This is a genomic window from Streptomyces ficellus, assembly GCF_030406405.1.
GTDB lineage: Bacteria > Actinomycetota > Actinomycetes > Streptomycetales > Streptomycetaceae > Streptomyces > Streptomyces ficellus_B.
The window spans coordinates 1-24,593 of the sequence record NZ_JAUEPL010000012.1 but is presented as its reverse complement, the minus strand read 5'-3'; the positions used below and the strand labels follow the sequence as shown (position 1 = coordinate 24,593).

At 69.5% G+C, this 24,593-nt stretch carries 18 protein-coding genes; 4 read left to right on the top strand and 14 right to left on the bottom strand.

Annotated features, from left to right (window positions below):
- Window positions 1-55: 55 nt before the first annotated feature.
- From QWM81_RS11005 to QWM81_RS10950, 12 genes are all read right to left on the bottom strand, one after another.
- Window positions 56-1,084: an ABC transporter ATP-binding protein gene (locus QWM81_RS11005; RefSeq protein ID WP_290111643.1), complete on the bottom strand. Its 1,029-nt coding sequence runs from the start codon at window positions 1,082-1,084 to the stop codon at window positions 56-58.
- The gene (locus QWM81_RS11000; RefSeq protein ID WP_290111641.1) at window positions 1,068-2,051 is read right to left on the bottom strand and encodes an ABC transporter ATP-binding protein; all 984 of its coding nucleotides are present in this window, start codon (window positions 2,049-2,051) and stop codon (window positions 1,068-1,070) included. The genes QWM81_RS11005 and QWM81_RS11000 overlap by 17 nt, the downstream gene beginning before the upstream one ends.
- 6 nt (window positions 2,052-2,057) lie before the next feature.
- Complete coding sequence (locus QWM81_RS10995; RefSeq protein WP_290111640.1) at window positions 2,058-3,011, bottom strand: ABC transporter permease; 954 nt, start codon at window positions 3,009-3,011, stop codon at window positions 2,058-2,060.
- Entirely contained in the window at window positions 3,004-3,927 is a 924-nt protein-coding gene (locus QWM81_RS10990; RefSeq protein ID WP_290111638.1) for an ABC transporter permease, read from the bottom strand. Before QWM81_RS10990 ends, QWM81_RS10995 begins: the two co-directional genes overlap by 8 nt.
- A gap of 22 nt (window positions 3,928-3,949) precedes the next feature.
- On the bottom strand, window positions 3,950-5,569 hold the full coding sequence (locus QWM81_RS10985) for a peptide ABC transporter substrate-binding protein (RefSeq protein WP_290111636.1): 1,620 nt from the start codon (window positions 5,567-5,569) through the stop codon (window positions 3,950-3,952).
- Window positions 5,570-5,735: 166 nt separating this feature from the next.
- Window positions 5,736-6,899 (bottom strand): ABC transporter ATP-binding protein, encoded by a 1,164-nt coding sequence (locus QWM81_RS10980; protein WP_290111634.1) that lies wholly within the window; start codon window positions 6,897-6,899, stop codon window positions 5,736-5,738.
- Window positions 6,892-7,950: an ABC transporter ATP-binding protein gene (locus QWM81_RS10975; protein WP_290111631.1), complete on the bottom strand. Its 1,059-nt coding sequence runs from the start codon at window positions 7,948-7,950 to the stop codon at window positions 6,892-6,894. The genes QWM81_RS10980 and QWM81_RS10975 overlap by 8 nt, the downstream gene beginning before the upstream one ends.
- An 11-nt stretch (window positions 7,951-7,961) precedes the next feature.
- Window positions 7,962-8,909, bottom strand: coding sequence for an ABC transporter permease (locus QWM81_RS10970; protein ID WP_290111629.1), 948 nt, complete (start codon window positions 8,907-8,909; stop codon window positions 7,962-7,964).
- Window positions 8,902-9,831 carry an ABC transporter permease gene (locus QWM81_RS10965; protein ID WP_290111627.1) on the bottom strand — a complete coding sequence of 310 codons (930 nt, stop codon included), beginning with the start codon at window positions 9,829-9,831 and terminating at the stop codon, window positions 8,902-8,904. Before QWM81_RS10965 ends, QWM81_RS10970 begins: the two co-directional genes overlap by 8 nt.
- 118 nt (window positions 9,832-9,949) lie before the next feature.
- Entirely contained in the window at window positions 9,950-11,566 is a 1,617-nt protein-coding gene (locus QWM81_RS10960) for a peptide ABC transporter substrate-binding protein (RefSeq protein ID WP_290111625.1), read from the bottom strand.
- A gap of 459 nt (window positions 11,567-12,025) precedes the next feature.
- Entirely contained in the window at window positions 12,026-13,933 is a 1,908-nt protein-coding gene (gene typA / locus QWM81_RS10955) for a translational GTPase TypA (RefSeq protein ID WP_290111624.1), read from the bottom strand.
- A 347-nt stretch (window positions 13,934-14,280) separates the two neighbouring features.
- On the bottom strand, window positions 14,281-16,638 hold the full coding sequence (locus QWM81_RS10950; RefSeq protein WP_290111623.1) for an ABC transporter family substrate-binding protein: 2,358 nt from the start codon (window positions 16,636-16,638) through the stop codon (window positions 14,281-14,283).
- 242 nt (window positions 16,639-16,880) lie between these two features.
- On the opposite strand from QWM81_RS10950, the gene QWM81_RS10945 reads away from it, so the two are divergent.
- From QWM81_RS10945 to QWM81_RS10930, 4 genes are all read left to right on the top strand, one after another.
- Window positions 16,881-17,111 (top strand): Rv0250c family protein, encoded by a 231-nt coding sequence (locus QWM81_RS10945; protein ID WP_290111622.1) that lies wholly within the window; start codon window positions 16,881-16,883, stop codon window positions 17,109-17,111.
- 457 nt (window positions 17,112-17,568) lie between these two features.
- A complete protein-coding gene (gene sdhC, locus QWM81_RS10940) occupies window positions 17,569-18,426 on the top strand; it encodes a succinate dehydrogenase subunit SdhC (protein ID WP_290111620.1) in 858 nt (285 codons plus the stop codon).
- A 15-nt stretch (window positions 18,427-18,441) separates the two neighbouring features.
- Window positions 18,442-20,352 (top strand): fumarate reductase/succinate dehydrogenase flavoprotein subunit, encoded by a 1,911-nt coding sequence (locus tag QWM81_RS10935; RefSeq protein WP_290111618.1) that lies wholly within the window; start codon window positions 18,442-18,444, stop codon window positions 20,350-20,352.
- The gene (locus tag QWM81_RS10930) at window positions 20,349-21,119 is read left to right on the top strand and encodes a succinate dehydrogenase/fumarate reductase iron-sulfur subunit (protein ID WP_290111617.1); all 771 of its coding nucleotides are present in this window, start codon (window positions 20,349-20,351) and stop codon (window positions 21,117-21,119) included. Before QWM81_RS10935 ends, QWM81_RS10930 begins: the two co-directional genes overlap by 4 nt.
- Before the next feature lie 69 nt (window positions 21,120-21,188).
- On the opposite strand, the gene QWM81_RS10925 is transcribed toward QWM81_RS10930, so the two are convergent.
- Window positions 21,189-23,729 (bottom strand): SpoIIE family protein phosphatase, encoded by a 2,541-nt coding sequence (locus tag QWM81_RS10925; protein ID WP_290111616.1) that lies wholly within the window; start codon window positions 23,727-23,729, stop codon window positions 21,189-21,191.
- 147 nt (window positions 23,730-23,876) lie between these two features.
- Entirely contained in the window at window positions 23,877-24,305 is a 429-nt protein-coding gene (locus tag QWM81_RS10920) for an ATP-binding protein (protein ID WP_290111615.1), read from the bottom strand.
- Window positions 24,306-24,593 lie beyond the last annotated feature (288 nt).

The following is a 24,593-nucleotide window of genomic DNA, read 5'->3' as shown; positions in this document are numbered from 1 at the left end:
AGTGACCGACTTGTTAACGGAATTGAGGGCTCCTCAGACCCTATGTCGCCCCGCCCTATGCGCCGCCGAGGACGATGTGCTTCTCGTCGGCGAAATGGCACGCCGAGCGGTGCCGGGCCGGCGTGGCGACGTCATGGAGCGCCGCCGGGACCGCCAGCGCCGGGACCTCCAGGGCGCACCGCTCGCGCGCCTTCCAGCAGCGGGTGCGGAAGCGGCAGCCGGAGGGGATGTTCGTGGGCGACGGTACGTCCCCGGTGAGCAGGATCCTCTCGCGCCGCTCCCGGGCGTCCGGGTCGGGGACCGGGACGGCCGACAGCAGGGCCTGGGTGTACGGGTGCGTGGGGTGGTCGTAGATCTCCGCGTCCGTACCGGTCTCGACGATCCGCCCGAGGTACATCACGCCCACCCGGTCGGCGATGTGCCGCACGACCGACAGGTCATGGGCGATGAACACGTACGACAGTCCGAATTCGCCCTGAAGACGCTCCAGCAGGTTCACGACCTGCGCCTGTACGGAGACGTCGAGGGCCGAGACCGGCTCGTCGGCCACGATGATCTCCGGCCGGAGCGCGAGGCCCCGGGCGATGCCGATGCGCTGGCGCTGGCCGCCGGAGAACTGGTGCGGATAGCGGTTGATGTACTCGGGGTTGAGCCCGACGACGTCCAGCAGTTCCCGCACCCTTCGGCGGCGGTCGCCCTTGGGGGCCACTTCGGGGTGGATCTCGTAGGGCTCGCCGATGATGTCACCGACCGTCATCCGGGGGTTCAGGGAGGTGTACGGGTCCTGGAACACCATCTGGATGTTGCGGCGGACCGCCTTCAGCGCGCGGCCCGACAGCGCGGCGAGGTCCTCGCCCTTGTACAGGATCTGTCCGGCCGTCGGCCGCTCCAGGCCGACGAGCATCTTGGCGACCGTGGACTTGCCGCAGCCCGACTCCCCCACGATGCCCAGCGTCTCGCCGGCGGCCAGCTCGAAGTCGACGCCGTCGACCGCTTTGACCGCCCCGATCCGCTTCTTGAACAGCACGCCCCGGGTGAGCGGGTAGTGCTTGACCAGGCCGCGCACCTCAAGAATGGGAGGCATCGAGGGTCTCCTTCCAGAAGTGGCAGGCGCTGCGCCGGTCGGGGGCGACCGGGTGCAGCGGCGGTACGTCGGTGCGGCACACGTCCCGGGCGCGCGGGCAGCGCGGGTGGAAGGCGCAGCCGGGCGGGATGTCCAGCAGGCTGGGCGGCAGGCCCTTGATCGCGTACAGCTCCCGGCCCTTGTGGTGCAGGCGCGGGATGGAGTCCAGGAGGCCTTGGGTGTAGGGGTGAGCGGCCGCCTTGTAGATGTCGTGGACGGGGGCGGTCTCGATGATCCGCCCGGCGTACATGACGGCGATGCGGTCGGCGACGTCGGCGACGACGCCCAGGTCGTGGGTGATGAGGATCAGACCCATGTCGAGTTCCCGCTGAAGCTCGGCCAGCAGCTCCATGACCTGGGCCTGGACGGTGACGTCGAGGGCGGTGGTCGGCTCGTCGGCGATGATCAGCGCAGGTTCGAGGGCCATGGCCATCGCGATCATGATGCGCTGGCGCATACCGCCGGAGAACTGGTGGGGGTACTGGCCGACCCGTTCGCGGGCGGCCGGGATACGGACCCGGTCCATCAGCTCGATCGCCTTCGCGCGGGCGTCCTTCTTCGACATACCGCGGTGGACGACGAACATCTCGCCGAGCTGGTCGCCCACGCTGAGCACCGGGTTCAGGGCGGACAGCGCGTCCTGGAAGATCATCGCCATCCGCGCGCCCCGCACCTTGCGCCGCTCGTCCTCCTTGAGGGTGAGCAGGTCCCTGCCCTGGAAGAGGATCTCGCCGCCGGTGATCCGGCCGGGCGGCATGTCGAGGATGCCCATGACGGCCTGCGCGGTGACGGACTTGCCGGAGCCGGACTCGCCGAGCACGGCGAGGGTCTCGCCCGCGTCGACCGCGTACGAGACGCCGTTGACGGCGTGCGCGATTCCCTCCCGCGTACGGAACTCGACGTACAGGTCACGGACTTCGAGCAGCATGAGGGCCTACCGGAGCTTGGGGTCGAGGGCGTCGCGCACCGCGTCGCCGAGCATGATGAACGCGAGCACCGTGACGCTGAGGGCACCGGCCGGCCACAGCAGCATGTGCGGGGCGTTGCGGATCTGCGGGGCGGCGTTGGAGATGTCGATGCCCCACGAGACGGTGGGCGGCCGCAGCCCGACGCCCAGGAACGACAGCGTGGCCTCCAGCGCGATGTACGTCCCGAGTGCGATGGTCGCCACGACGATCACCGGCGCGACGGCGTTGGGAGCCACGTGCCGCAGCAGCATCCGCGCGCTGCCCGCGCCCAGCGCCCGCGCGGCCTGCACATAGTCGTGCTGCTTGGCGGTGATGACCGCGCCCCGCGCGATCCGGGCGACCTGGGGCCAGCCGAGCAGCACGATGAAGCCGACCACCGGCCACACCGTGGAGCTGGTGACGACGGACAGGAAGACCAGGCCGCCCAGGATGACGGGGATGCCGAAGAACACGTCGGCGATCCGGGACAGCAGGGCGTCCCACCAGCCGCCGAAGAACCCGGCGAGCCCGCCGAGCAGGCTGCCGAGCAGCGCGGCGCCGACGGTGGCGCAGACGCCCACGGTGATGGAGGCGCGGGCCCCGTACACCGTACGCGTGTACACGTCACAGCCCTGGGTGTCGTACCCGAAGGGGTGGCCGGGGGCGGCGCCCTGCTGCGACTTGGACAGGTCGCAGCGGAGCGGGTCGGCGCTGGTGAGGATCTGGGGCCACAGGGCGATCAGGACGAGGAAGACGATCAGCGCCGCGGAGACGAGGAAGACGGGGTCGCGGCGCAGCTGGTGCCAGGCGTCGGACCACAGGCTGCGGGGCCCGCGCCCGTCTGCGCGGACGGTTTCGGCCTCGCTCATGGCGAGGTCCATGGCGCCGCCCGCGCCCGTGGGGGCGATGGCTTCCTTGGCGTTCTCGTACGGCTCAGGCATAACGGATCCTCGGGTCCAGGACCGCGTAGAGCAGGTCGACGAGCAGGTTCGCCACCAGGAAGACGATCACCAGGATCGTCACGAAGCCGACGACGGTCGGCGCGTTGTTGCGCAGGATGCCCTGGTAGAGCTGGTAGCCCACGCCGTGGATGTTGAAGATCCGCTCGGTGACGATGGCGCCGCCCATCAGGGAGCCGATGTCGGCGCCGATGAAGGTGACGACCGGGATGAGCGAGTTGCGCAGCAGGTGGCGGGTGATCACCCGGTGGCGCGGCAGGCCCTTGGCGATGGCGGTGCGGACGTAGTCGGCGCGGACGTTCTCGGCGATGGACGTGCGGCTGAGCCGGGTGACGTAGGCGAGGGAGACCAGGGCGAGGACGATGCCCGGGAGGATCAGCTCGTCGAGGCGGGCGTCGGAGGAGACCGAGGGGCGTACCCAGCCCCATTTCACGCCCAGGAGGAACTGGAGGAGGTAGCCGGAGACGAAGGTGGGGACGGAGATGACGACGAGCGTGAGGACCAGCAGCCCGGTGTCGAGGGGGCGGCCGCGCCTGAGGCCGCTGATGACGCCGAGCGTGATGCCGATGATGACCTCGATGACGATGGCGACGAGGGTGAGCCGCAGGGTGACGGGGAAGGCGGCGGCCATCAGCTCGGTGACCTTCTGCCCGTTGAACGCGGTGCCGAAGTCGCCCTGGAAGATGGCCCCCATGTAGAGCAGGTACTGCTTCCACAGCGGCTGGTCGAGGTGGAGGTCCTTGCGGATGCGGGCGGCGGTGGCGGGGTCGGGCGCCTTGTCGCCGAAGAGTGCCGCGACCGGGTCGCCCAGCGCGTACACCATGAAGAAGATGAGGAACGTGCTGCCGATGAACACCGGGATCATCTGGAGCAGCCGCCGGATCACATAGCGCCCCATGGGAGCTCCAAAGGGGTTGGCGTCAGCTGACCTTGATCTGGTCGTAGACCGGGACGCTGAACTGGTTCAGGGTCACGTCGGAGAGCCGGTCGGACCAGCCGGCGCTGCCGTTCTGGTACCAGAGGGGAATGGCGGGCATCTGTGCGGCGAGGATGCGCTCGGCGGCCTGGAAGTCCTTGACGGCCGCTGCCCGGTCGGTCTCGCGGTTGGCCTTGTCGACGAGCGCGTCGAACCGCTTGTCGCTGAACTTGCCGTAGTTGGAGGAGCCGCCGGTGTAGTAGAGCGGCTCCAGGAAGTTCTGGATGAGCGGGTAGTCGGCCTGCCAGCCGGAGCGGAAGGGGCCGGTGAGCCGGAACGCGGTCTGCTGGTTACGGAAGTCGGCGAAGGTGCCGACGGGGTTGACGGTGCAGACGGCGCCCCGGCCGAGCGCGTTGTTGACGCTGTTGCAGACCGCGTCCATCCAGGCGCGGTGGGAGCCGGTGTCCACGTTGGAGGTGAGCGTCAGCTTGCCGCCGGGCAGGCCGCCGCCCTCCTGGATGAGCTTCTTGGCCTGGGCGGGGTTGTACGCGCACGCGTCGCCGCACATGTCCTCGTAGCCGCCGTCCCGGCCGAGAGCGGGCGAGGTCCAGTCCTTGGTGGGCGTACGGGTCCGCTGGAAGATCTGCTGGGTGATCTCTTTGCGGTTGATCGCCATGGACAGCCCGCGGCGGACCTTCTCCATGCCGGGCTTGGACCACTCCGGCCGGTACATCGGGAAGACCAGGGTCTGGATGATGAGGGCCGGCTGGTTGACGTAGCGGTCGCCGAGGTCGTTCCTGACGTTCTTGAGCTGCTGGGCCGGTACGTCGTCGACGAGGTCGAGGTTGCCGGCCATCAGGTCGGTGTAGGCGGTGTTGTTGTCGGTGTAGACGGTGAGGTCCACACCGCCGTTCTTCGCCTTGTCGTCCCCCTTGTACCCGTCCCACCTGCGCAGCTTCATGCCGCTGCCCTTGGCGTACGACTCGACGGTGTAGGGGCCGTTGCCGATGGGCTTGTTCAGCCAGGCGTCGTGGTCGGTGAAGAACACCCGGGGCAGCGGGACGAACGCCTGGTAGCCGAGGGTCTCGGGCCAGGAGGAGAACGTGTCCTTCAGGGCGACGGTGAAGGTGCGGTCGTTCTTGACGACCAGGCCCCTCATCGTCTTGGCCCGGGGGTTTCCGGAGGCGGGGTGGACGTCGTCGTAGCCGACGATGTCGCTGAAGAAGGGCGCGTTGGCCTGCTTGTTGCCGACGTGGGCGCCGTAGTTCCAGGCGTCGGTGAAGGACTTGGCGGTGACCGGCTCGCCGTTGCTGAACGTCCAGCCGGGTTTGAGGGTGATGGTGAAGTTGCGTGAGTCGGTCGTCTCGATCCGCTCGGCGACCATGTCCTTGGCCTCGCCGGTCTTCGGGTCGTACCGCTTCAGGCCCCGGAAGATCATGTCGAGGACCTTGCCGCCCTGGACCTCATTGGTGTTGGCCGGCTCGATGGGGTTCTGCGGGTCGCCCCAGGAGGAGCTGAGGATGCCGTCGGCGCCACCGCTGCCCGCGCCGCCGCCGCAGGCGGTCGCCACGAGGGCGACGGCCGCCGCACCTGCGGCCCACTTGGCGTGCGTGGCTCCGCGCATGGGTGCCTCCCGTTGGTCCTCGGTCTCGGCCTAGGCCCACATACCACCCCATACGCACCGATAGCGCACTCTTTACCCGCCCGTCCGGGCGGCCGACCACCCGCATGCGGGAGGGCGCCCCGGGCCGGATCGGCCCAGGGCGCCCTCGTACACGTACCGCACAGGCTTACGCCGCGTGGACGACGTCCTTCTCCTCGGCGAAGTGGCACGCCGACTCGTGCGCCGCCGGGCTGTCGGAGCCCTGGAACCGCTCCGGGACCGCCAGCAGCGGCGCCTCGGCGGCGCACTTGTCCTCCGCCTTCCAGCACCGCGTACGGAAGCGGCAGCCGGACGGCGGGTTCGCCGGCGAGGGGACGTCACCGGTGAGGATGATCCGCTCGCGGCCCTCGCGGGCCTCCGGGTCGGGGACCGGGACGGCCGACAGCAGGGCCTGGGTGTAGGGGTGCGTCGGGTGGTCGTAGATCTGTACGTCCGTACCGATCTCGGCCATCTTGCCCAGGTACATCACGCCGACCCGGTCGGAGATGTGCCGGACGATCGACAGGTCGTGCGCGATGAAGAGGTACGACAGGTTGAACTCGTCCTGGAGCTTCTCCATCAGGTTGATCACCTGCGCCTGCACCGAGACGTCCAGCGCCGAGACCGGCTCGTCGCAGATGATGATCTCCGGGTTGAGCGCCAGGCCGCGCGCGATGCCGATGCGCTGGCGCTGGCCGCCGGAGAACTGGTGCGGATAGCGGTTGATGTACTCGGGGTTCAGACCGACCACATCGAGCAGCTCCTGCACCTTGCGGCGCCGGTCGCCCTTCGGGGCCACCTCGGGGTGGATCTCGTAGGGCTCGCCGATGATGTCGCCGACCGTCATCCGGGGGTTCAGGGAGGTGTACGGGTCCTGGAACACCATCTGGATGTTGCGGCGGACCGCCTTCAGCGCGCGCCCGGACAGCTTGGTGATGTCCTGGCCCTTGTAGAAGACCTGGCCCGAGGTCGCCGTCTCCAGCAGCATCAGCAGCTTGGCCACGGTCGACTTGCCGCAGCCGGACTCGCCGACGATGCCGAGCGTCTCCCCCTGGTAGAGGTCGAAGGAGATGCCGTCCACGGCCTTGACCGCGCCGACCTGCTTCTTGAACAGGATGCCCTGGGTCAGCGGGAAGTGCTTGACCAGGTTGCGCACCTGGAGGATCGGCTCACCACGCTCGACGGGGGCCTCGACAGCGGCTACGGCCTCCGCCTCGGTGGCCGCCTCGACCGTCTCGACCTCGGTGACGCTGGGGGTCGCGTCCACGGCCGCGCCCTCTGCCGACGTGGCGGCCTTGCTGAGCTCAGCCATGGATGGTCTCCTTCCAGAAGTGGCACGCGCTGCGGCGGCCGGGCAGTTCCGTCCCGTCCTGCTCGGTCACCGGCACCAGGGCCGGGAAGTCCGTACGGCAGACGTCCTGTGCCTTGGGACAGCGCGGGTTGAAGGCGCAGCCCGCCGGGACGTGCAGCAGGTTGGGCGGCAGGCCCTTGATCGCGAAGAGCTCCTGGCCCTTCTGGTCCAGGCGCGGAATGGAGTCCAGCAGGCCACGCGTGTACGGGTGGGCGGGCCGCTTGTACAGCTCGTGGATCGGCGACTGCTCGACGATCCGGCCGGCGTACATCACCGCGATCTTGTCGGCGACGTCGGCGACCACACCGAGGTCGTGGGTGATCAGGATCAGGCCCATGTTGTACTCGCGCTGAAGGTCCGCGAGCAGGTCCATGACCTGCGCCTGGACCGTCACGTCGAGCGCGGTGGTCGGCTCGTCGGCGATGATCAGGTCAGGCTCCAGCGCCAGCGCCATGGCGATCATGATGCGCTGGCGCATACCGCCGGAGAACTGGTGCGGGTAGTCGTTGACGCGGGCCGCCGCGGCCGGGATCTTGACCTTGTCCATCAGCTCGATGGACTTGGCCTTGGCCTGCTTCTTGGACATGCCCTCGTGCACCCGGAACATTTCGCCGAGCTGGTAGCCCACGGACAGCACGGGGTTGAGGGAGGACAGGGCGTCCTGGAAGATCATCGCGATCTTCCGGCCGCGGATGTTCCGCCGCTCCTCGTAGGACATCTTGAGCATGTCCTCGCCGCGGAAGAGGATCTCTCCCTTCGGAATCCTGCCGGGCGGCATGTCCAGGATGCCCATGATCGCCTGGGCGGTGACGGACTTGCCTGAGCCGGACTCGCCCAGCACGGCCAGCGTCTCTCCGGCGTTCACGCTGTAATTGACACCGTTGACGGCCTTGGCCACGCCGTCACGAGTGTGGAACTCCACGTGCAGATCGCGTACTTCGAGCAGCGAACCGCCGCTGTCCTCAGCGCCGCGCGGGGCGGGGACGTCCGTCTTCTTGTCGATGGTGATCACGTACGCCTCCCTCAGCGCAGCTTGGGGTCGAGGGCGTTGCGGACCGCATCGCCGAGCATGATGAACGCCAGGACGGTGATCGACACCATGACCGATGGGATGATCAGTACGAATGCGGCGTTGCGCAGCTGTTCCTGGCCGGAGGAGATGTCCACACCCCACGACACGGTCGGCTCGGCGAGACCGATGCCCAGGAAGGACAGCGTGGCCTCGGCCGAGATGTAGCCGCCGAGCGCGATGGTCGCGACCACGATGACCGGGGCCATGGCGTTGGGCAGGATGTGGCGCAGCAGGATGCGGCTGGTGGAGGCGCCGAGCGCCTTCGCCGCCACGACATAGTCCGCCTGCTTGATGGTGATCACCGAGCCGCGGGCGACACGGGCGATCTGGGTCCAGCCGAGGAAGGCCAGCGACAGGATCACGACCCACAGCTTGCGCTCCTCGAAGGAGGTGAGGACCACCATCGCTCCGAGGATGAAGGGGACGCCGAAGAAGACGTCGGTGATGCGGGACAGGATGGTGTCCAGCAGTCCGCCGAAGTAGCCGGCGAGCATACCGACGAGGGTGCCCAGGATGGTGACCAGCGCGGTCACGCCGACAGCGACGGCGATCGACGCGCGGGCGCCGTAGATGACACGGGCGTAGATGGAACGGCCCTGGATGTCGTAGCCGAACCAGTCCTCAGCGAAGAAGTGCGACCAGTTGGGCTTCTGGAGGTAGTGCTTCGCGAGGTCCGCGTGGCGCGGGTCGGCGCTGGTGAACAGCCAGGGAGCGACTGCCATTGCCAGCAGGACGACGATGAGCACCGCTGAGACGAGAAAGAGTGGGTTGCGACGCAGGTCGTGCCAGGCGTCGGACCACAGGCTCCGCGCTCTCGCGTCCTTTTCCGCAGGCGGTGCCGCGGGGACCGACTCGGGTGCGGTCGCGTCCTTGGTGGTCGCTTCGAGTGCCTCAGGCATAACGGATCCTCGGGTCCAGGACCGCGTAGAGCAGGTCGACGAGCAGGCTGGCGACGAGGTAGACGATCACGATCAAAGTGACGATGCCCACGACCGTGGACCCCTCGCGGTGCCGGAGCGCTTGGAAGACGGCGTTACCGACGCCCTGGACGTTGAAGATGCCCTCGGTGACGACCGCGCCGCCCATCAGGGTGCCGATGTCGGTGCCGAGGAAGGTGACGACCGGGATCATCGAGTTGCGCAGCAGGTGGACGCCGATGATGCGGCGGCGTGGCAGGCCCTTGGCCACTGCGGTGCGCATGTAGTCGGCCCGCAGGTTCTCGGCCACAGAGGTACGGGTGAGCCGGGCGACGTACGCCAGCGAGAGGGAGCCGAGAACGACGGCCGGCAGGACGAGTTCGTCCCAGGCCGCCTCCGGACTCACGTTGGGATCGACCCAGCCCAACTGGTGGGCGAAGAAGACCTGCGCGAGGAAGCCGAGGACGAACGACGGGACGGAGATCAGCAGCAGCGTGATGAGGAGCAGCGTGCGGTCCCGGAGCATGTCGGCCTTCAGGCCGGCGAACACGCCCATGGCGATGCCGACCACGGTGGTGAAGACGAAGGCGAACAGGGCCAGACGGATGGTGATCGGGAACGCCCGGGCGATCTCTTCGGCCACCGGCCGCTGAGTGGCGATCTGCGTGCCGAAGTCACCCTGGAACAGGCCGGTCAGATAGTTGAGGTACTGGTGCCAGAGAGGAAGGTCGAGCCCGAGCTCCTTCTTCATCGCGGCGATCTGCACCGGGTCTACGGCTTGTTCTCCCGCGAGCGCGCGCACGGGATCGCCGGGCAGCGCGTACATCATGGAAAAGACCAGCAAGGTTGACCCGATGAAGACCGGGATCATCTGGAGCAGTCGCCGCGCGACGTAACGCCCCATTGTTTGCCTCCGTGTGGATAACTACAGCCCGGGGCCGCTCCCTGGATCCAGGGAGCGGCCCCGGGCCTGCCGCCGGTGCGGTGGCGGCTGATGGCCGGGTGGGGGGCCCGCAGGGGGGTTACTTGACGGTGACTTCGCTGAGGTTGAAGTCACCGTGGAAGTCGACGGTCACGTTGTCGACCGCCTCGGAGTGACCACCGTTGATCTTGTACTCCCACAGCGGGATGGCCGGCATCTTGGCGAGCACCAGCTTCTCAGCGTCCTGGTAGAGCTTGATCGACTCTTCCAGAGACTTGGCGTTGTCGGCCTTCTTGAACGCGGCGTCGACCGCCTTGTCGGAGAATCGGCCGTTGTTCGCCTCGGCGGTGGAGCTGTAGAGCTCGCGCATGAAGTTGGCGTTGACCGGGTAGTCGGCGACCCAGCCGCCGCGGTACATCGACTTGACCTGGTTGTTGTCACGCGCTTCCAGGTCGGTCTGGAAGTCCGGCTTGGCGTCCGGGATGCACTCGACCCCGGTCGCGTTGCGGATGGACTCGCAGACGGCCGTGACCCATTCCTTGTGGCCGCCGTCGGCGTTGAACTGGATCCAGATCTTGTTGCCCGGAATGCCGCCGTTCTCGGCCACCATCTTCTTGGCCTTGGCCGGGTTGTACGTGAAGACGTCGCTGCCCAGGTCCTGCTTACCGGCGACGCCCTCGGGGACGAAGCTGGTGGCGGGCTTGCGGGTGCCGTTGAGGACGGTCTTGGTGATCGTCTCGCGGTCGATAGCCATCGACAGACCCTGGAGGACCTTCGGGTTGATGCCCTTGAAGGTCTTCGAGTAGAACACCGGCACGAGGCTCTGGATGGCCGCGTACGGCTGCTCGATGGCGCGGTCGCCCAGGTCCTGCTTGTACTTCGGCAGGTCCTTCGGGCCGACCTGGCGGATCATGTCCAGGTTGCCGGAGAGCAGGTCCTGGTACGCCGCCTCCACGGTGGCGTAGTTCTTGAACAGGATGCCCTTGTTCTTGGCCTTGTTCGGACCCTTGTAGTCGGGGTTCGCCTTGACTCGGATCAGCTTCTTGTGGTCCCACTTCTCGAAGATGTAGGGACCGTTGCCGACCGGCTTCTGACCGAACGCCTTCGGGTCGGCGTAGAACGACTTGGGCAGCGGGGCCCAGGTGGTGTAGCCGAGCTTGTACTCGAAGTACGGGACCGGCTTGGAGAGCGTGATGGTGAAGGTGTGGTCGTCCACGGCCTTCAGACCGGACATCTTGTCGCTCTTCGGGTCACCCTTCTCCGGGTGGACGTCCGCGTAGCCCTCGATGTCCTCGAACCAGAAGGCGTTCTGCTGCTTGTTCTTGACGTTGGCGTACCAGTTCCACGCGTTGATGTACGACTCGGAGGTGACCTCCTCGCCGTTGTGGAACTTCCAGCCCTTCTTGAGGGTGACCGTCCAGACCTTGGAGTCGGTCGTCTTGATCGACTCGGCGTTGGTGTAGACGATCTTGCCCTGCGCGTCGAAGTCCAGCAGCTGAGTGAACAGCGACTGGATCACGTAACTGCCGAGCTGCTCGTTCGTGTCGGCCGGGATGAGCGGCTTCTGCGGCTCGCCGACGTCGACGGAGACGTAACCCGCCGGCTTGCCCTTCTCCTTCGAAGCGGCGTCGCCGTCCTTGCCACCGCCGCACGCAGTCGCGGCCAGGGCGACGACTATCGCACCCGCGACCCACTTGGCGCTCTTGGCACCGCGCATGGGTTTCCTCCTCATGAGTCCACTTGTCACTACAAGAGGGGCACTTCCGGTTTCGCCGACACCCCTGACGACGAGGAACCAAGTGCCCCGAGTGTGCTCGTGAGTCGGCGCTCCCCACAGCGCGTGACCCATTGACCCGAGCTCAATGGAGCCAACTATTAAGTACGTCCAAGCCGTAAACCACACTTAAAGGGTCTCGTTTTGACAACATCACCAAGACCTCGAAGCCCGAAATCCGGACAAAGCGATCACACACAGACACCCGCGAAACGGACCGTTAGCACACCTAACGGAGAAGGGCGGCCGATATCCGGACACCCGGGTGTCCAAAGTCGTTTGACAGTCCTCCGGATCGGAACAAGACAACGGCCCCTCACGGGAAACCGTGAGGGGCCGTCAGGTCCGTGCACTGCCATGCCGATGTCACGCCGAGTCTGGTCGGCGCCACGTCGGCGAAGCTCAGCCGTGCTTGGCGCGTGAGGCGGCGCGGGCGCGCTCGCGGGCGTCCAGGTTCACCTTGCGGATGCGGACCGCCTCCGGGGTCACCTCGACGCACTCGTCGTCGCGGCAGAACTCCAGCGACTGCTCCAGCGACAGCTTGCGCGGCGGGACGATCGCCTCGAACGAGTCGGCCGAGGACGACCGCATGTTCGTGAGCTTCTTCTCCTTGGTGATGTTGACGTCCATGTCGTCGGAGCGGGAGTTCTCGCCGACGATCATGCCCTCGTACACCTCGGTGCCCGGCTCCACGAAGAGGACGCCGCGCTCCTGAAGGTTGGTCATCGCGAAGGCGGTGACCGCGCCGGAGCGGTCGGCGACGAGCGAGCCGTTGTTACGGGTCGTCAGCGTGCCGAACCACGGCTCGTGGCCCTCGTGGATGGAGTGGGCGATGCCCGTGCCGCGCGTCTGCGTCAGGAACTCGGTACGGAAGCCGATGAGGCCGCGGGACGGCACGACGAACTCCATGCGCACCCAGCCCGAGCCGTGGTTGGACATGTTGTCCATGCGGCCCTTGCGGACGCCCATGAGCTGCGTGACGGCGCCCATGTGCTCCTCGGGCACGTCGATGGTCATGCGCTCGACCGGCTCGTGGACCTTGCCGTCGATCTCCTTGGTGACCACCTGCGGCTTGCCGATGGTCAGCTCGAAGCCCTCGCGGCGCATCTGCTCGACCAGGATGGCCAGCGCCAGCTCGCCGCGGCCCTGCACCTCCCAGGCGTCGGGGCGCTCGGTGTCGAGGACGCGCAGCGAGACGTTACCGATCAGCTCGCGGTCCAGGCGGTCCTTCACCTGGCGGGCGGTGACCTTGCGGTCCTTCACGGCCGCCTTGTTGTCCGCGCCCTTGCCGGTGGCGCCCCGGCCGACCAGCGGCGAGGTGTTCGTACCGATGACCATCGAGATCGCCGGCTCGTCGACCGTGATCAGCGGCAGCGCGACCGGGTTCTCCGGGTCGGCCAGCGTCTCGCCGATCATGATGTCCGGGATACCGGCGACCGCGCAGATGTCACCCGGGCCCGCCTTCTCGGCCGGCTTGCGGGTGAGCGCCTCGGTCATCATCAGCTCGCTGATGCGTACGTTGGAGACGGTGCCGTCGCGCTTGATCCAGGCGACCGTCTGGCCCTTGCGCAGCTCGCCCTGCTCGACGCGGAGCAGCGCGATACGGCCGAGGAAGTTGTCGGCGTCCAGGTTGGTGACGTGGGCCTGGAGCGGCGCCTTCTCGTCGTACTCGGGGGCCGGGACGGTCTCCAGCAGGGTGGAGAAGAAGGGCTCCAGGCTGTCGCTGTCGGCCGGGACGGTGCCGTCCTCGGGCTTGGTCAGCGAGGCGACGCCGTCACGGGCGCAGGCGTAGACGATCGGGAACTCGATCTGCTCCTCGGTCGCGTCCAGGTCCAGGAACAGGTCGTAGGTCTCGTCGACGACCTCGGCGATCCGGGAGTCCGGGCGGTCGGTCTTGTTGATGCAGAGGATGACCGGCATCTTGGCCTGGAGGGCCTTGCGGAGCACGAAGCGGGTCTGCGGGAGCGGGCCCTCGGAGGCGTCCACGAGAAGGACGACCGCGTCCACCATCGACAGGCCGCGCTCGACCTCACCGCCGAAGTCGGCGTGGCCGGGGGTGTCGATGATGTTGATCGTGACCGGGTCCCCGCCGTCCTTGGGGTGGTACTTGACGGCGGTGTTCTTCGCCAGGATCGTGATGCCCTTCTCACGCTCCAGGTCGTTCGAGTCCATCATCCGGTCGTCGAGGTGCTCGGCGGCGTGCGCGGCGAACGCACCGGCCTGCTTCAGCATGGCGTCGACCAGAGTGGTCTTGCCGTGGTCGACGTGGGCGACGATGGCTACGTTACGGATGTCGTGGCGCGTGGGCATGAGTGGCTGGCGCTTCTCTCAAATCGTGGGTGCGGCGTCTCTTTGTTCCTCGTACGCCCGCCGGGCGGACGCGCCACGGCTGTGTCCCATGGTACGGGGCCGACGCGCGCTTGGGCCTCGCGGCCCGTTCGAGAAGATCGAACAGGGGCGTGAGCGCAGGTGGGGAGCGCGAGGGTGGCCGCGGGAGCGGGCGCGCGGAGGGCGGCTGTCCTGCCCGGGGCGGGGTCCGCACGCCAGCTTGCCCGCCGGCGGTGCCGACGGGCAAGCGACGTAAGCCGATTCCGGCTCTGTGACCTTTGGTTTTCTTCCTGTTTACGGTGTCGTGGCGGCTGTGGCGGCCGTGGCGGCTACTTCTTCGGCCGCTGGGTGAAGCCGATGTCCTCGTACCGGGGCGTGGCGAAACCGAAGGCCCCGGCGTTCACGACGTCCGTCCTCGCGGCCACCAGCTGCGGCCGCTGGTACAGGGGGATCGAGCCGGCCGCGGCCCAGATTCGGGCGTCGGCCTGCTTGACCAGCTCCCGGGCGGCGTTCTCGTCGAGCTCGGCGGCCGCCTGGTCGAAGAGCTGGTCGATGTGGTCCGTACCGACCCGGGTGTAGTTCTGCTCCACCAGCAGGGAGCCGTCGCCGGCCGGCTGGGGCTTGGCGAAGATGGGCCGCCCGTCCGTGGCCGGGTAGGCGGTGGCGGGCCAGGAGTAGAGGGCCAGGTCGTAGTCGCCGGAGGCGATGTGGTCCTTGAAGTAGCTCTCGTCGGGGACCTTGGTGATCTCGGTGCTGATCCCGACGCGGTCCAGCATCCCGGAGATCTTCTCTCCGACCGCGCGCAGGGACTCGGAGCCCGGGCCCGAGGGGAGCACGAAGCGGAGGGTGAGCGACTCGCCGTCCTTGCCGAGGGGGCCGGCCGCCGCGGCGGGGGCCGGGGCGGCGGTGCCACGGGGCGCGTAGGCGCCCGGGACGCCGCCGCCCTGGGCGCTCTGGGCGCTGTGCGCCTTGGGCCGGTCGGGCGCGCCCTTGTCGGCGTCCGTGTCCCCGACGGCCTCGGCCTGGCGGAGGAGGGCGATGCCCTGGGCCGCCGCGGCGGGCGCGGGGGCGAGGACGTGCGTACCGTCCGGGCCGCTGTTGGCGCCGATGCCGGGCCTGTCGATGCCGGGTCTGTCGAGGGCGGGACTGTCGAGGCTCGGCTTGTCGTCGCCGACGATGTAGAGACCGTCGCTGGACGGGGCGTCGCCCTTCTCGTCCTTGCCGGGCTTGTGTGCCGCCGCGGAGGCCTCGGCGCCGGCTCTCTTCGGTCCGGCGTCCGGGCCGGCGGGCTTGCGGGCGCCGCCCCGCGTCCAGCCCGCGTCGGCCAGCAGGGCCTGGGCCTCCTCGGTGTCCTGGCTGCCCAGGGCGCCGCTGCTGTCCGCGTACGCGGGCTGCCCGGCGAGCGCGAGATGGCTGCCGACCGGCTGGGCGGGCAGCCCGAGGGGCTTGAGGACCGTCTCGGCGAGCTCCTGGCGGTTCAGGGCGCGGGCCACCGCGCGGCGTACCCGCTCGTCGGAGAGCGGGCCGGACTCGCCGTTCATCGCCAGCTGCGTGTACGCCGGCTCCAGCGACTTGCGGACGACGAAGCCGCGCAGCGCCTTCTGCTCGGCCGCGTACGCCGCGATGGCCTGCTGGTTCCTCTGGCGCGCCGCCTGGAACAGCCGGGCCTTCGCGGGGTCGGAGCCGTACGCCAGCGCCCAGGACTTCAGGGCGGCCGAGGGCGTGACGTCCGCACCCGGGCCGTGCGTCAGGGGCTGGCCGTGCGCCGGGTCCGACTCCCGTACCGCGAGGGCGATGCGGTCGGCCGTGGCGCGGTCGATCTCGGCGAGGTGGACCGTGCCCCGGGCGAGCGCGGTGGCGCGGCCCGCGTGCGGGACGGCGCTGAGCACGATCGAGTCGAGCTTGGCCGGCTGGCCCCACCAGCGCGGGTTGCGTACGAGCGTCGCCGTACCGCTCGCGGTGTCGATGCCCTGGAACTGGAAGGGGCCGGCGGACGACTTCAGCTGCGTACGGGCGCCGTCGTTGAACGCGGCCGGCGTCCCCATGACGTCCTTGGGGTAGAGCGGCGAGAACAGGGCGCGCCAGTCGGCGTACCGCCTGTTGAACGTGACCCGGACCTCCAGGTCGCTGGCGCCGCGCTCGATCTTCTCGATGCGCTCGTAGCCGGCGTTGCGGGCGGTCCAGTAGGCGGAGTTCTTGCCGCTGAGGGCGCGCCACTGGGCGACGAAGTCGGAGGCGCCGATCTCGCGGCCGTCGGTCCACACCGCCTGCTGGTTGAGCTTGTACAGGACGACCTGCTTGGGCTCGCGCTCGACGATCTCGGCGGACTCCAGGTAGTCCGGGTTGCGCTGGGGACGGCCGCGGTCGTCCAGGGTGAAGAGGCTGGGCAGCACGGCCTGGGCGATGCGCGCGGTGGTGGCGTCCGCGTCGGCCTGGAAGGCGTTGAGGGTCGTCGGCATCGCTTCGACGGCCCAGCGCAGCGTGCCGCCGTCGGCGACCTTGGCACGCGCCGCGGGGGCGATGTCCGGGGCAGCGGCCCTGGCGCCGCTCTCCTCCTCGCCGGAGCTGCATCCGCTCAGTACGGAGACGGCGAGTACGCCGGTGGTGAGGAGGACGGCGGACCGGAGTGTGCGGGAACGGGGACCCCGGGAGCATGTCCTCCCCCGAGGGGCGCCGACGTGGGACATGTCTTGTACCTCTTCGTCCTGTTTTGTGGAATTTAGGGATGATCACACCTATTGCCCATACACTGAAATGGACCGGGAGGGCCCCGCGGCGGCGACACGGCGGGATCGGCCGCGAACTCCACCCGTGCGGCCCAAGCCCGGGAGAGTGGAATCCGTGCACGTGGCTTCACAATGGGGGATGTGACGCGCAACACTCGCAGGCGCGTGTTTGCCACCCGCGATCGCGGAAGTGAGGGCAATTCATGTCACTTCAAGATGATTTGACGGCCGTCAAGCGCTGCCTCGACGACCTGGTCCGCTCCGTCGGACAACTGGAGCGGAGCCTCGCGCAGCAGCGGGAGGGGAAGCCGGTTCCCGCGGCGGTCGGCCGGCCGGACGGCCTGGTCACCATCCCCGACACCCCGTACGACAGCTCGCTGTGGACGGACTCGGACGACGAGGGCCTGGGCGCCCGAGACCGCCACGCGCCCTGACGGGCGGTGGACCGGGCTCGGGGCGCGGGCCGTGGGCGGGCGCCCTGCGCGCGCCCCCTCGCGCCACGCCACCGCTCCGGCGACGGCGCGTCCAGGTGCCTGCTCGGTACGGGCGGGGGCGCGCCCGGTTCGGCGCTCGGGCGTCGCCCGGGGGCTGCCGTTCCGGCGCCCCCCGCCGGCATGGGTCACGGCTCCGTGGCCCGGCCGGTCCCGCCCCGCCCGGCGTCCGCACGTACGCCTCCGCCTCCGCCTCCGCCTCCGCCTCCGGAGTACCGGCAGGCGCCCGGCCGGTACGCACCTCCACCCAGCCCCCGGGCACCCGGCCCGGCCACCACCGCCCGGCCACCACCGCCCGGCGTCCGAACGCCACCGCACCGCCTCCGCCACCCCCGCCGGACCCCCACACCCCTGACCGACCGGCGCGCGCCAGGACCGGCCCGCGCCCGAGGAGATCCCGTTGGCCACAGGCACCGAACCACCCGACACCGACACGGGCCGCGCCGGCGGCACGGGCTGTGTCGACGCCACCGGCGTGCACAGCCCGACGCGCGCCGCCATCGCGCCCCGCCACCTCCGTACCGACCGCTGGTGGCTCGCGCCGGCCGCCACCGCCGCCGGACTGCTGGCGTTCGTCGTCTACTCCACCTGGCGCGCCTTCGCGAACAGCGACTACTACGCCGCGCCCTACGTCTCGCCGTTCTACTCGCCGTGCCTCGCCGAGAACTGCGTACCGATGAAGGACGGCCCCAACTGGGAGATCTTCGGCAACTGGTGGGGCCTGTCCCCCGCCCTGCTGATCCTGATCTTCCCGCTCGGCTTCCGGCTGACCTGCTACTACTACCGCAAGGCCTACTACCGGGGCTTCTGGGCGTCGCCCCCGGCCTGCGCGGTCGCCGAGCCGCACAAGAAGTACACCGGCGAGACCCGCTTCCCGCTGGTCCTGCAGAACATCCACCGGTACTTCTTCTACGCCGCCCTGCCCGTCGCGGGGATCCTCACGTACGACACCGTGCTCGCCTTCCGCGACGCCTCCTACGCGTGGGGGCACATGGGTCTGGGGACGCTGGTCTTCCTCGTCAACATCGTGCTGATCTGGGCGTACACGCTCTCCTGCCACTCCTGCCGGCACATCGTCGGCGGCCGGCTGAAGCACTTCTCGAAGCATCCCGTCCGCTACCGGATGTGGAACTGGGTCGGTCGGCTCAACGCCCGCCATATGCAACTCGCGTGGGCGTCGCTGATCAGCGTCGCGCTCGCCGACTTCTACGTGTACCTGCTGGCCACCGGCGCTTTCGACGATCCGAGGCTGTTCTGACATGGAAGGTGCCTGATGACGCAAGCGGAACGGCAGCAGTGGGACGTCGTCGTGGTGGGCGCCGGCGGCGCCGGGCTGCGGGCCGCCATCGAGGCGCGTGAGCAGGGCGCCCGTACGGCCGTCATCTGCAAGTCGCTCTTCGGCAAGGCCCACACGGTGATGGCGGAGGGCGGCATCGCCGCCTCCATGGGCAACGCCAATCCCGGTGACAACTGGCAGGTGCACTTCCGCGACACCATGCGCGGCGGCAAGTTCCTCAACCAGTGGCGCATGGCGGAGCTGCACGCGCGCGAGGCGCCCGACCGGGTGTGGGAGCTGGAGACGTGGGGCGCCCTGTTCGACCGGACGAAGGACGGGCGGATCTCGCAGCGCAACTTCGGCGGCCACGAGTACCCGCGTCTCGCGCACGTCGGCGACCGCACCGGCCTGGAGCTGATCCGTACGCTCCAGCAGAAGATCGTGTCCCTCCAGCAGGAGGACAAGGAGCGGTTCGGGGACTACGAGGCCCGGCTGAAGGTCTTCCAGGAGTGCACGGTCACGCGTGTGCTGAAAGACGATGGCCGGGTCTCCGGGGCCTTCTGTTACGAGCGGGAGTCCGGCCGCTTCTTCGTGCTGGAGGCCCCTTCCGTGATCCTCGCGACCGGCGGGATCGGCAAGTCCTTCAAGGTGACGTCCAACTCCTGGGAGTACACGGGCGACGGTCACGCGCTGGCGCTGCTCGCGGGCGCGCCGCTGGTGAACATGGAGTTCGTCCAGTTCCATCCGACCGGGATGGTCTGGCCCCCGTCGGTGAAGGGCATCCTCGTCACCGAGTCCGTACGCGGCGACGGCGGCGTGCTGCGCAACAGCGACGGCAAGCGGTTCATGTTCGACTACATCCCCGACGTCTTCAGGGAGAAGTACGCCGAGACGGAGGAGGAGGGCGACCGCTGGTACGAGGACCCGGACAACAACCGGCGCCCCCCCGAGCTGCTCCCGCGCGACGAGGTCGCCCGCGCGATCAACTCGGAGGTCAAGGCGGGGCGCGGCTCACCGCACGGCGGGGTCTTCCTGGACGTGTCCACCCGTATGCCGGCCGAGGTGATCCGGCGGCGGCTGCCGTCGATGTACCACCAGTTCAAGGAGCTGGCCGATGTCGACATCACGGCCGAGCCGATGGAGGTCGGGCCGACCTGCCACTACGTGATGGGCGGGGTCGCCGTCGAGTCGGACACGGCCGCGGCGGTCGGTGTGCCGGGGCTGTACGCGGCCGGTGAGGTCGCGGGCGGAATGCACGGCTCCAACCGGCTCGGCGGCAACTCGCTGTCCGACCTGCTGGTCTTCGGCCGCCGGGCCGGGCTGTCCGCGGCTCAGTACGCGGCCGGGCTCGGCGCCGCGCGGCCGGCGGTGGCGGACGCCCAGGTCGCCGCGGCCGCGGAGGAGGCGCTGCGGCCGTTCGCCGCCCACGGTGCCGCGGCCGGCGGGCGGCCGGAGAACCCGTACACCCTGCATCAGGAACTCCAGCAGACGATGAACGACCTGGTCGGCATCATCCGGCGCGAGGAGGAGATGAAGCAGGCCCTGAGGACGCTGGGCGAGCTGCGGGTGCGCACGCGCGGGGCGGGCGTCGAGGGCCACCGGCAGTTCAACCCCGGCTGGCACCTGGCGCTGGACCTGCGCAACATGCTGCTGGTCAGCGAGTGCGTAGCGCGGGCGGCGCTGGAGCGGACGGAGAGCCGGGGCGGCCACACCCGCGAGGACTACCCGGACATGGAGCGGGACTGGCGGCGGGTGAACCTGCTGTGCCGCCTCGCCGATCCCGACGCCGACGAGGGGCAGATCGCCCTGGAACGTACGAACACCGAACCCATCCGTCCCGACCTGCTCGCCCTCTTCGACAAGGAGGAGCTGGTCAAGTACCTCGCCGAAGAGGAGCTCTACGAGTGACCACCTATGACGCCAGCTTCCGGGTGTGGCGGGGGGACACGGCCGGCGGCGGACTGAAGGACTTCACCGTCGAGGTGAACGACGGCGAGGTCGTCCTCGACATCATCCACCGGTTGCAGGCCACCCAGGCCCCGGATCTCGCGGTGCGCTGGAACTGCAAGGCGGGCAAGTGCGGTTCGTGCAGCGCGGAGATCAACGGGCGGCCCCGGCTGATGTGCATGACGCGCATGTCGGTGTTCTCGCGCGACGAGGTGATCACGGTGACCCCGCTGCGCGCCTTCCCGGTCGTCCGCGACCTGGTCACGGACGTGTCCTTCAACTACGAGAAGGCCCGCGAGATCCCCTCCTTCGTCCCGCCACCGGGTGTCGCACCGGGTGACTACCGTATGCGGCAGGAGGACGTGGACCGTCCGCAGGAGTTCCGCAAGTGCATCGAGTGCTTCCTGTGCCAGGACACCTGCCATGTGGTCCGCGACCACGAGGAGAACAAGGCCGCCTTCGCCGGACCGCGCTTCCTGATGCGCATCGCCGAGCTGGACATGCACCCGCTGGACGCGGCGGAGGAAGCGGGCCTGGACCGCAAGCGCACGGCGCAGGACGAGCACGGTCTCGGCTACTGCAACATCACCAAGTGCTGTACGGAGGTCTGCCCCGAGCAGATCAAGATCACCGACAACGCGCTGATCCCGTTGAAGGAGCGGGCGGTGGACCGCAAATACGACCCCCTGGTCTGGCTCGGCAACAAGATCGGCCGCCGCCGACCCTGACCCGCAGCCCCTGACCCGCATCGCCGGCGGCCGGTCTCCGGCCGCCGGCGATGCGGTGGTCGCGTCGCGTCAGAACATGCTCAGCAGTTGGTCGACGGTCGGTTCGGTCGCCCTGTCGCCGTCCGGCAGGGCGAGCTCGAACCAGACCGTCTTGCCGCGAGGTGTGCGGCGCGAGCCCCAGCCCGCGCTGAGCAGGCCGACGAGCTGGAGGCCGCGGCCGCCCTCGTCGGTGTCCCGGGCCCGCCGCCGCCGGGGCTGGACCAGGCCCGCGTCCCACACCTCGCAGACGAGGGTGCGGTCGCGCAGCAGCCGGAGCCGTATCTCGCCCTCGCCGTACCGCAGCGCGTTGGTGACCAGTTCGCTGACGAGCAGCTCGACCGTGTCCACCAGTGGTTCGAGGTCCCAGGCGATCAGCTGGGCGCGGGCCAGTTCCCTGGCGCGCCCCACCGACCGGGGCTCGCGCGGCAGCCGCCAGTCGCCCACCGCCTCGGCCGGCAGGCCCTGGATGCGGGCCATCAGCAGGGCGATGTCGTCCTCGCCGTGCCGGGTGTCCAGGGTGTTCAGCACGTGGTCGCAGACGTCTTCGAGCGGCCGTCCGGGATCGGTCAGCGCACGGCGGAAGGCGTGCATGCCCTCGTCCAGGGGGTGGTGACGCGACTCGACGAGCCCGTCCGTGTAGAGGGCGAGCAGCGCGCCCTCCGGCAGCTCGACCTCCACCTCCTCGAAGGGCTCGCCACCGACCCCGAGCGGCATCCCGGGCGGCACGTCGAGCTGCAGCGCCGCCTCCCCCGGCTCGACCAGCACGGGTGGCAGGTGGCCGGCGTTGGCGAACGTACAGCGGCGGGTGACGGCGTCGTAGACGGCGTACACACAGGTCGCGAGGTAGACCTCGGACAGCTCGGGGCCGCGTGCCTTGGTGGCGACCCGGGAAGCCTGGCGGCCGCCCGTCGGGGTGCCGAGGCCGCGGGCGATCTCGTCGAGATGGGAGAGGACCTCGGCCGGCTCCAGGTCGAGCTGGGCCAGGGTGCGTACCGCGGTGCGCAGCTCGCCCATGGCGACGGCGGCCCTCAGCCCGCGTCCCATGACGTCGCCGACGACCAGGGCGGTGCGGTGTCCGGGCAGTTGGATGACGTCGAACCAGTCGCCGCCCACCTCGGTCGCGGTGTTGCCGGGCAGATAGCGGCAGGCGATGTCCAGGCCCGCGGCCTCCGGGTCGCCGGGCGGCAGGAGGCTGCGCTGAAGGATCAGTGCCCGCTCGTGCTCCCGGCGGTAGAGGCGGGCGTTGTCGATGCAGACGGCGGCGCGTGCGGCCAGCTCGACGGCGAGGGCCCGGTCCCGCTCCCCGAAGGGCTCGCTGCCCTTGGTACGGGAGAACTGCACCAGCCCGACGACGGTGTCGTGCGCGACCATCGGCACGACGAGCGTGGACTGTACGGGGCTGCCGTCGACTCCCGGCATGGTCTGGAGCCTCCCCGTGCGCAGGGCGCTCGCACACGACGAGGTGAACGGGTAGCGGTGTACGGCGCCGACGTCGATGGGGCCCGTGTCACAGCAGCCGGGCAAGGAGCCGGGGTTGCGGAGCGGGACGTCGGATACGGCGCTGGCGAAGGCGACCCGGCGCAGTTCGGCGCTGCTGCCGTCGGCCCTGCCCGGTGGTGCCTCCTCGCCGGTGAGCAGGCCTTGGTAGAGGTCGACGGAGGCGAGGTCGCAGAAGCCGGGTACGGCGACGTCGAGCAGTTCGCGGGCGGTGGTCTCCAGGTCGAGGGAGTTGCCGATGCGGGCACTGGCCTCGTTGAGGAGGGCGAGGTTGCGGCGGGCGCTGGCGGCCTCGCGGGCGGCGATCTGGCGGCGGGTGACGTCGGTGCCGAGTCCGGCGACGCCGACCGGCCGGCCGGATCCGCTGTGCACGCGGTAGAGGTTGATCGACCAGTGCCGGCGATCGGTGCTGCCGGGGACGGCGCCGGTGACCTGGAGGTCGGTGACGGACTCGCCGGTCTCCAGTACGCGCCGGAGGGCGGCGGTCATCCGCTCGGCCTCGGGACGGGAGAGGTAGTCGTGGACGGTGCGGCCGCGGTGGTCGTCGGCGGAGCCCCCGAAGACGGTCGCGAAACGCTGATTGGCGCGCTTGACCGTGAGGTCCGTGTCGAACAGCAGGAAGCCAAAAGGGGATTGGCCGAAAATGGCCTGCGAAGCAGCGAGATCCGTCTCTATCCGCCGCAGTGCGCGGACATCGACGACGATGCAGAGCGCCGCCCGTTCACCGCGCTCGGTCTCGCTCGGCATCACATAAACCTCGGCGATCCCGCGCACCTGCCGCTCCCCCGGCAACCGGAACGGGACGAGACCGGTCCATTCCTTGCCGTTGAGGATCTCGGCGACCTTGCGGTGACCGCCGGCCCGCAGCTCGGCCGGCATGAACGCCTCGACCGGGTCCTTGCCCCTGACCTGCTCGGCCGTGATGCCGAACAGATCAGCGGCGCGCAGGCTCCACTGGTCGACCAGCCCGTCGGGGCCGATCGAGAAGGAGGCGACTCTGATGTAGTCATAGATCGAGCCAGGCGGACTGCTCTGCCACATGACGCCGTTCGCCGTCTCAGGTATCTCGCTCACGCGACCGTCCCCTCCAGCTCACCGCACCGGACCGGCCATCCCCGCAGTATTCAGCACTACGGCCCCCGTCGGCACGCCGTTCACGATCACAGGGTGGTCTCGTTCGTTTTGAGCCGAGCCGGAAGTGATCGTTGTCCCTTCACTCTTCTAACCAGGCAGGGCCAGCTCGAACCACACCGTCTTGCCCGACCTGCCTTTGCGGGTCCCCCAGCGGCGGGCCGAGCAGGCGACCAGTTGCAGCCCTCGGCCGCCCTCGTCATCGGGGCCCGCGGCCCGTTCCAGGGGCGGATCCGGAAGCGGATCGGAGACCTCGACCAGGAGAGCCGGGTGCGCCGGAAAGGACCCGTCATCGGCGTGGAGCCGGATCATCCGGACGCCGATCGGACCGTGGGCGTACCGCAGGGAATTGGTCACCAGCTCGCTCACCAGCAGCACCGTCACATCCCCGATGGCCGCGTCCAGCTCCCAGGAGCGCAGGGTGTCGCGGACGACATGGCGGGCGGCACGTACGGCATCGGGCTCAGCCGAAAAGGTCCACTCGGCGCACGCGCCTTCGGTGTCGATCACGCCGACCACTTCCCCAGACCCAGCGCCAGACCCACGTCCAATTTCGGGGGGTTAATCAGCACATACCCGATATTTGAGGCGGGGTATCGCCATGGCGGGCGCATCGTGGCACGAACGGCGTACGCGCCGGTCGCACACTCCTGGCGAGGCATCGCCCTCGCCGCCACGGCCCGTTCGCCGACCGGCGCCGGCGCCGCCAGCCGCGCACCGGCGGCACCGGGCGAGCGGCAGGCCGTCAGCCCGCGCCACCCGCACGCTCGCCGACCGCATCGGCGGACGGGTCAGCGGCCGCGCGGG

Coding starts and splice junctions, on each gene's coding strand:
- QWM81_RS11005 (WP_290111643.1), bottom strand. CDS start 1,084: ATGCCTCCCATTCTTGAGGTGCGCGGCCTGGTCAAGCACTACCCGCTC.
- QWM81_RS11000 (WP_290111641.1), bottom strand. CDS start 2,051: ATGCTGCTCGAAGTCCGTGACCTGTACGTCGAGTTCCGTACGCGGGAG.
- QWM81_RS10995 (WP_290111640.1), bottom strand. CDS start 3,011: ATGCCTGAGCCGTACGAGAACGCCAAGGAAGCCATCGCCCCCACGGGC.
- QWM81_RS10990 (WP_290111638.1), bottom strand. CDS start 3,927: ATGGGGCGCTATGTGATCCGGCGGCTGCTCCAGATGATCCCGGTGTTC.
- QWM81_RS10985 (WP_290111636.1), bottom strand. CDS start 5,569: ATGCGCGGAGCCACGCACGCCAAGTGGGCCGCAGGTGCGGCGGCCGTC.
- QWM81_RS10980 (WP_290111634.1), bottom strand. CDS start 6,899: ATGGCTGAGCTCAGCAAGGCCGCCACGTCGGCAGAGGGCGCGGCCGTG.
- QWM81_RS10970 (WP_290111629.1), bottom strand. CDS start 8,909: ATGCCTGAGGCACTCGAAGCGACCACCAAGGACGCGACCGCACCCGAG.
- QWM81_RS10965 (WP_290111627.1), bottom strand. CDS start 9,831: ATGGGGCGTTACGTCGCGCGGCGACTGCTCCAGATGATCCCGGTCTTC.
- QWM81_RS10960 (WP_290111625.1), bottom strand. CDS start 11,566: ATGCGCGGTGCCAAGAGCGCCAAGTGGGTCGCGGGTGCGATAGTCGTC.
- typA (WP_290111624.1), bottom strand. CDS start 13,933: ATGCCCACGCGCCACGACATCCGTAACGTAGCCATCGTCGCCCACGTC.
- QWM81_RS10950 (WP_290111623.1), bottom strand. CDS start 16,638: ATGTCCCACGTCGGCGCCCCTCGGGGGAGGACATGCTCCCGGGGTCCC.
- QWM81_RS10945 (WP_290111622.1), top strand. CDS start 16,881: ATGTCACTTCAAGATGATTTGACGGCCGTCAAGCGCTGCCTCGACGAC.
- QWM81_RS10935 (WP_290111618.1), top strand. CDS start 18,442: ATGACGCAAGCGGAACGGCAGCAGTGGGACGTCGTCGTGGTGGGCGCC.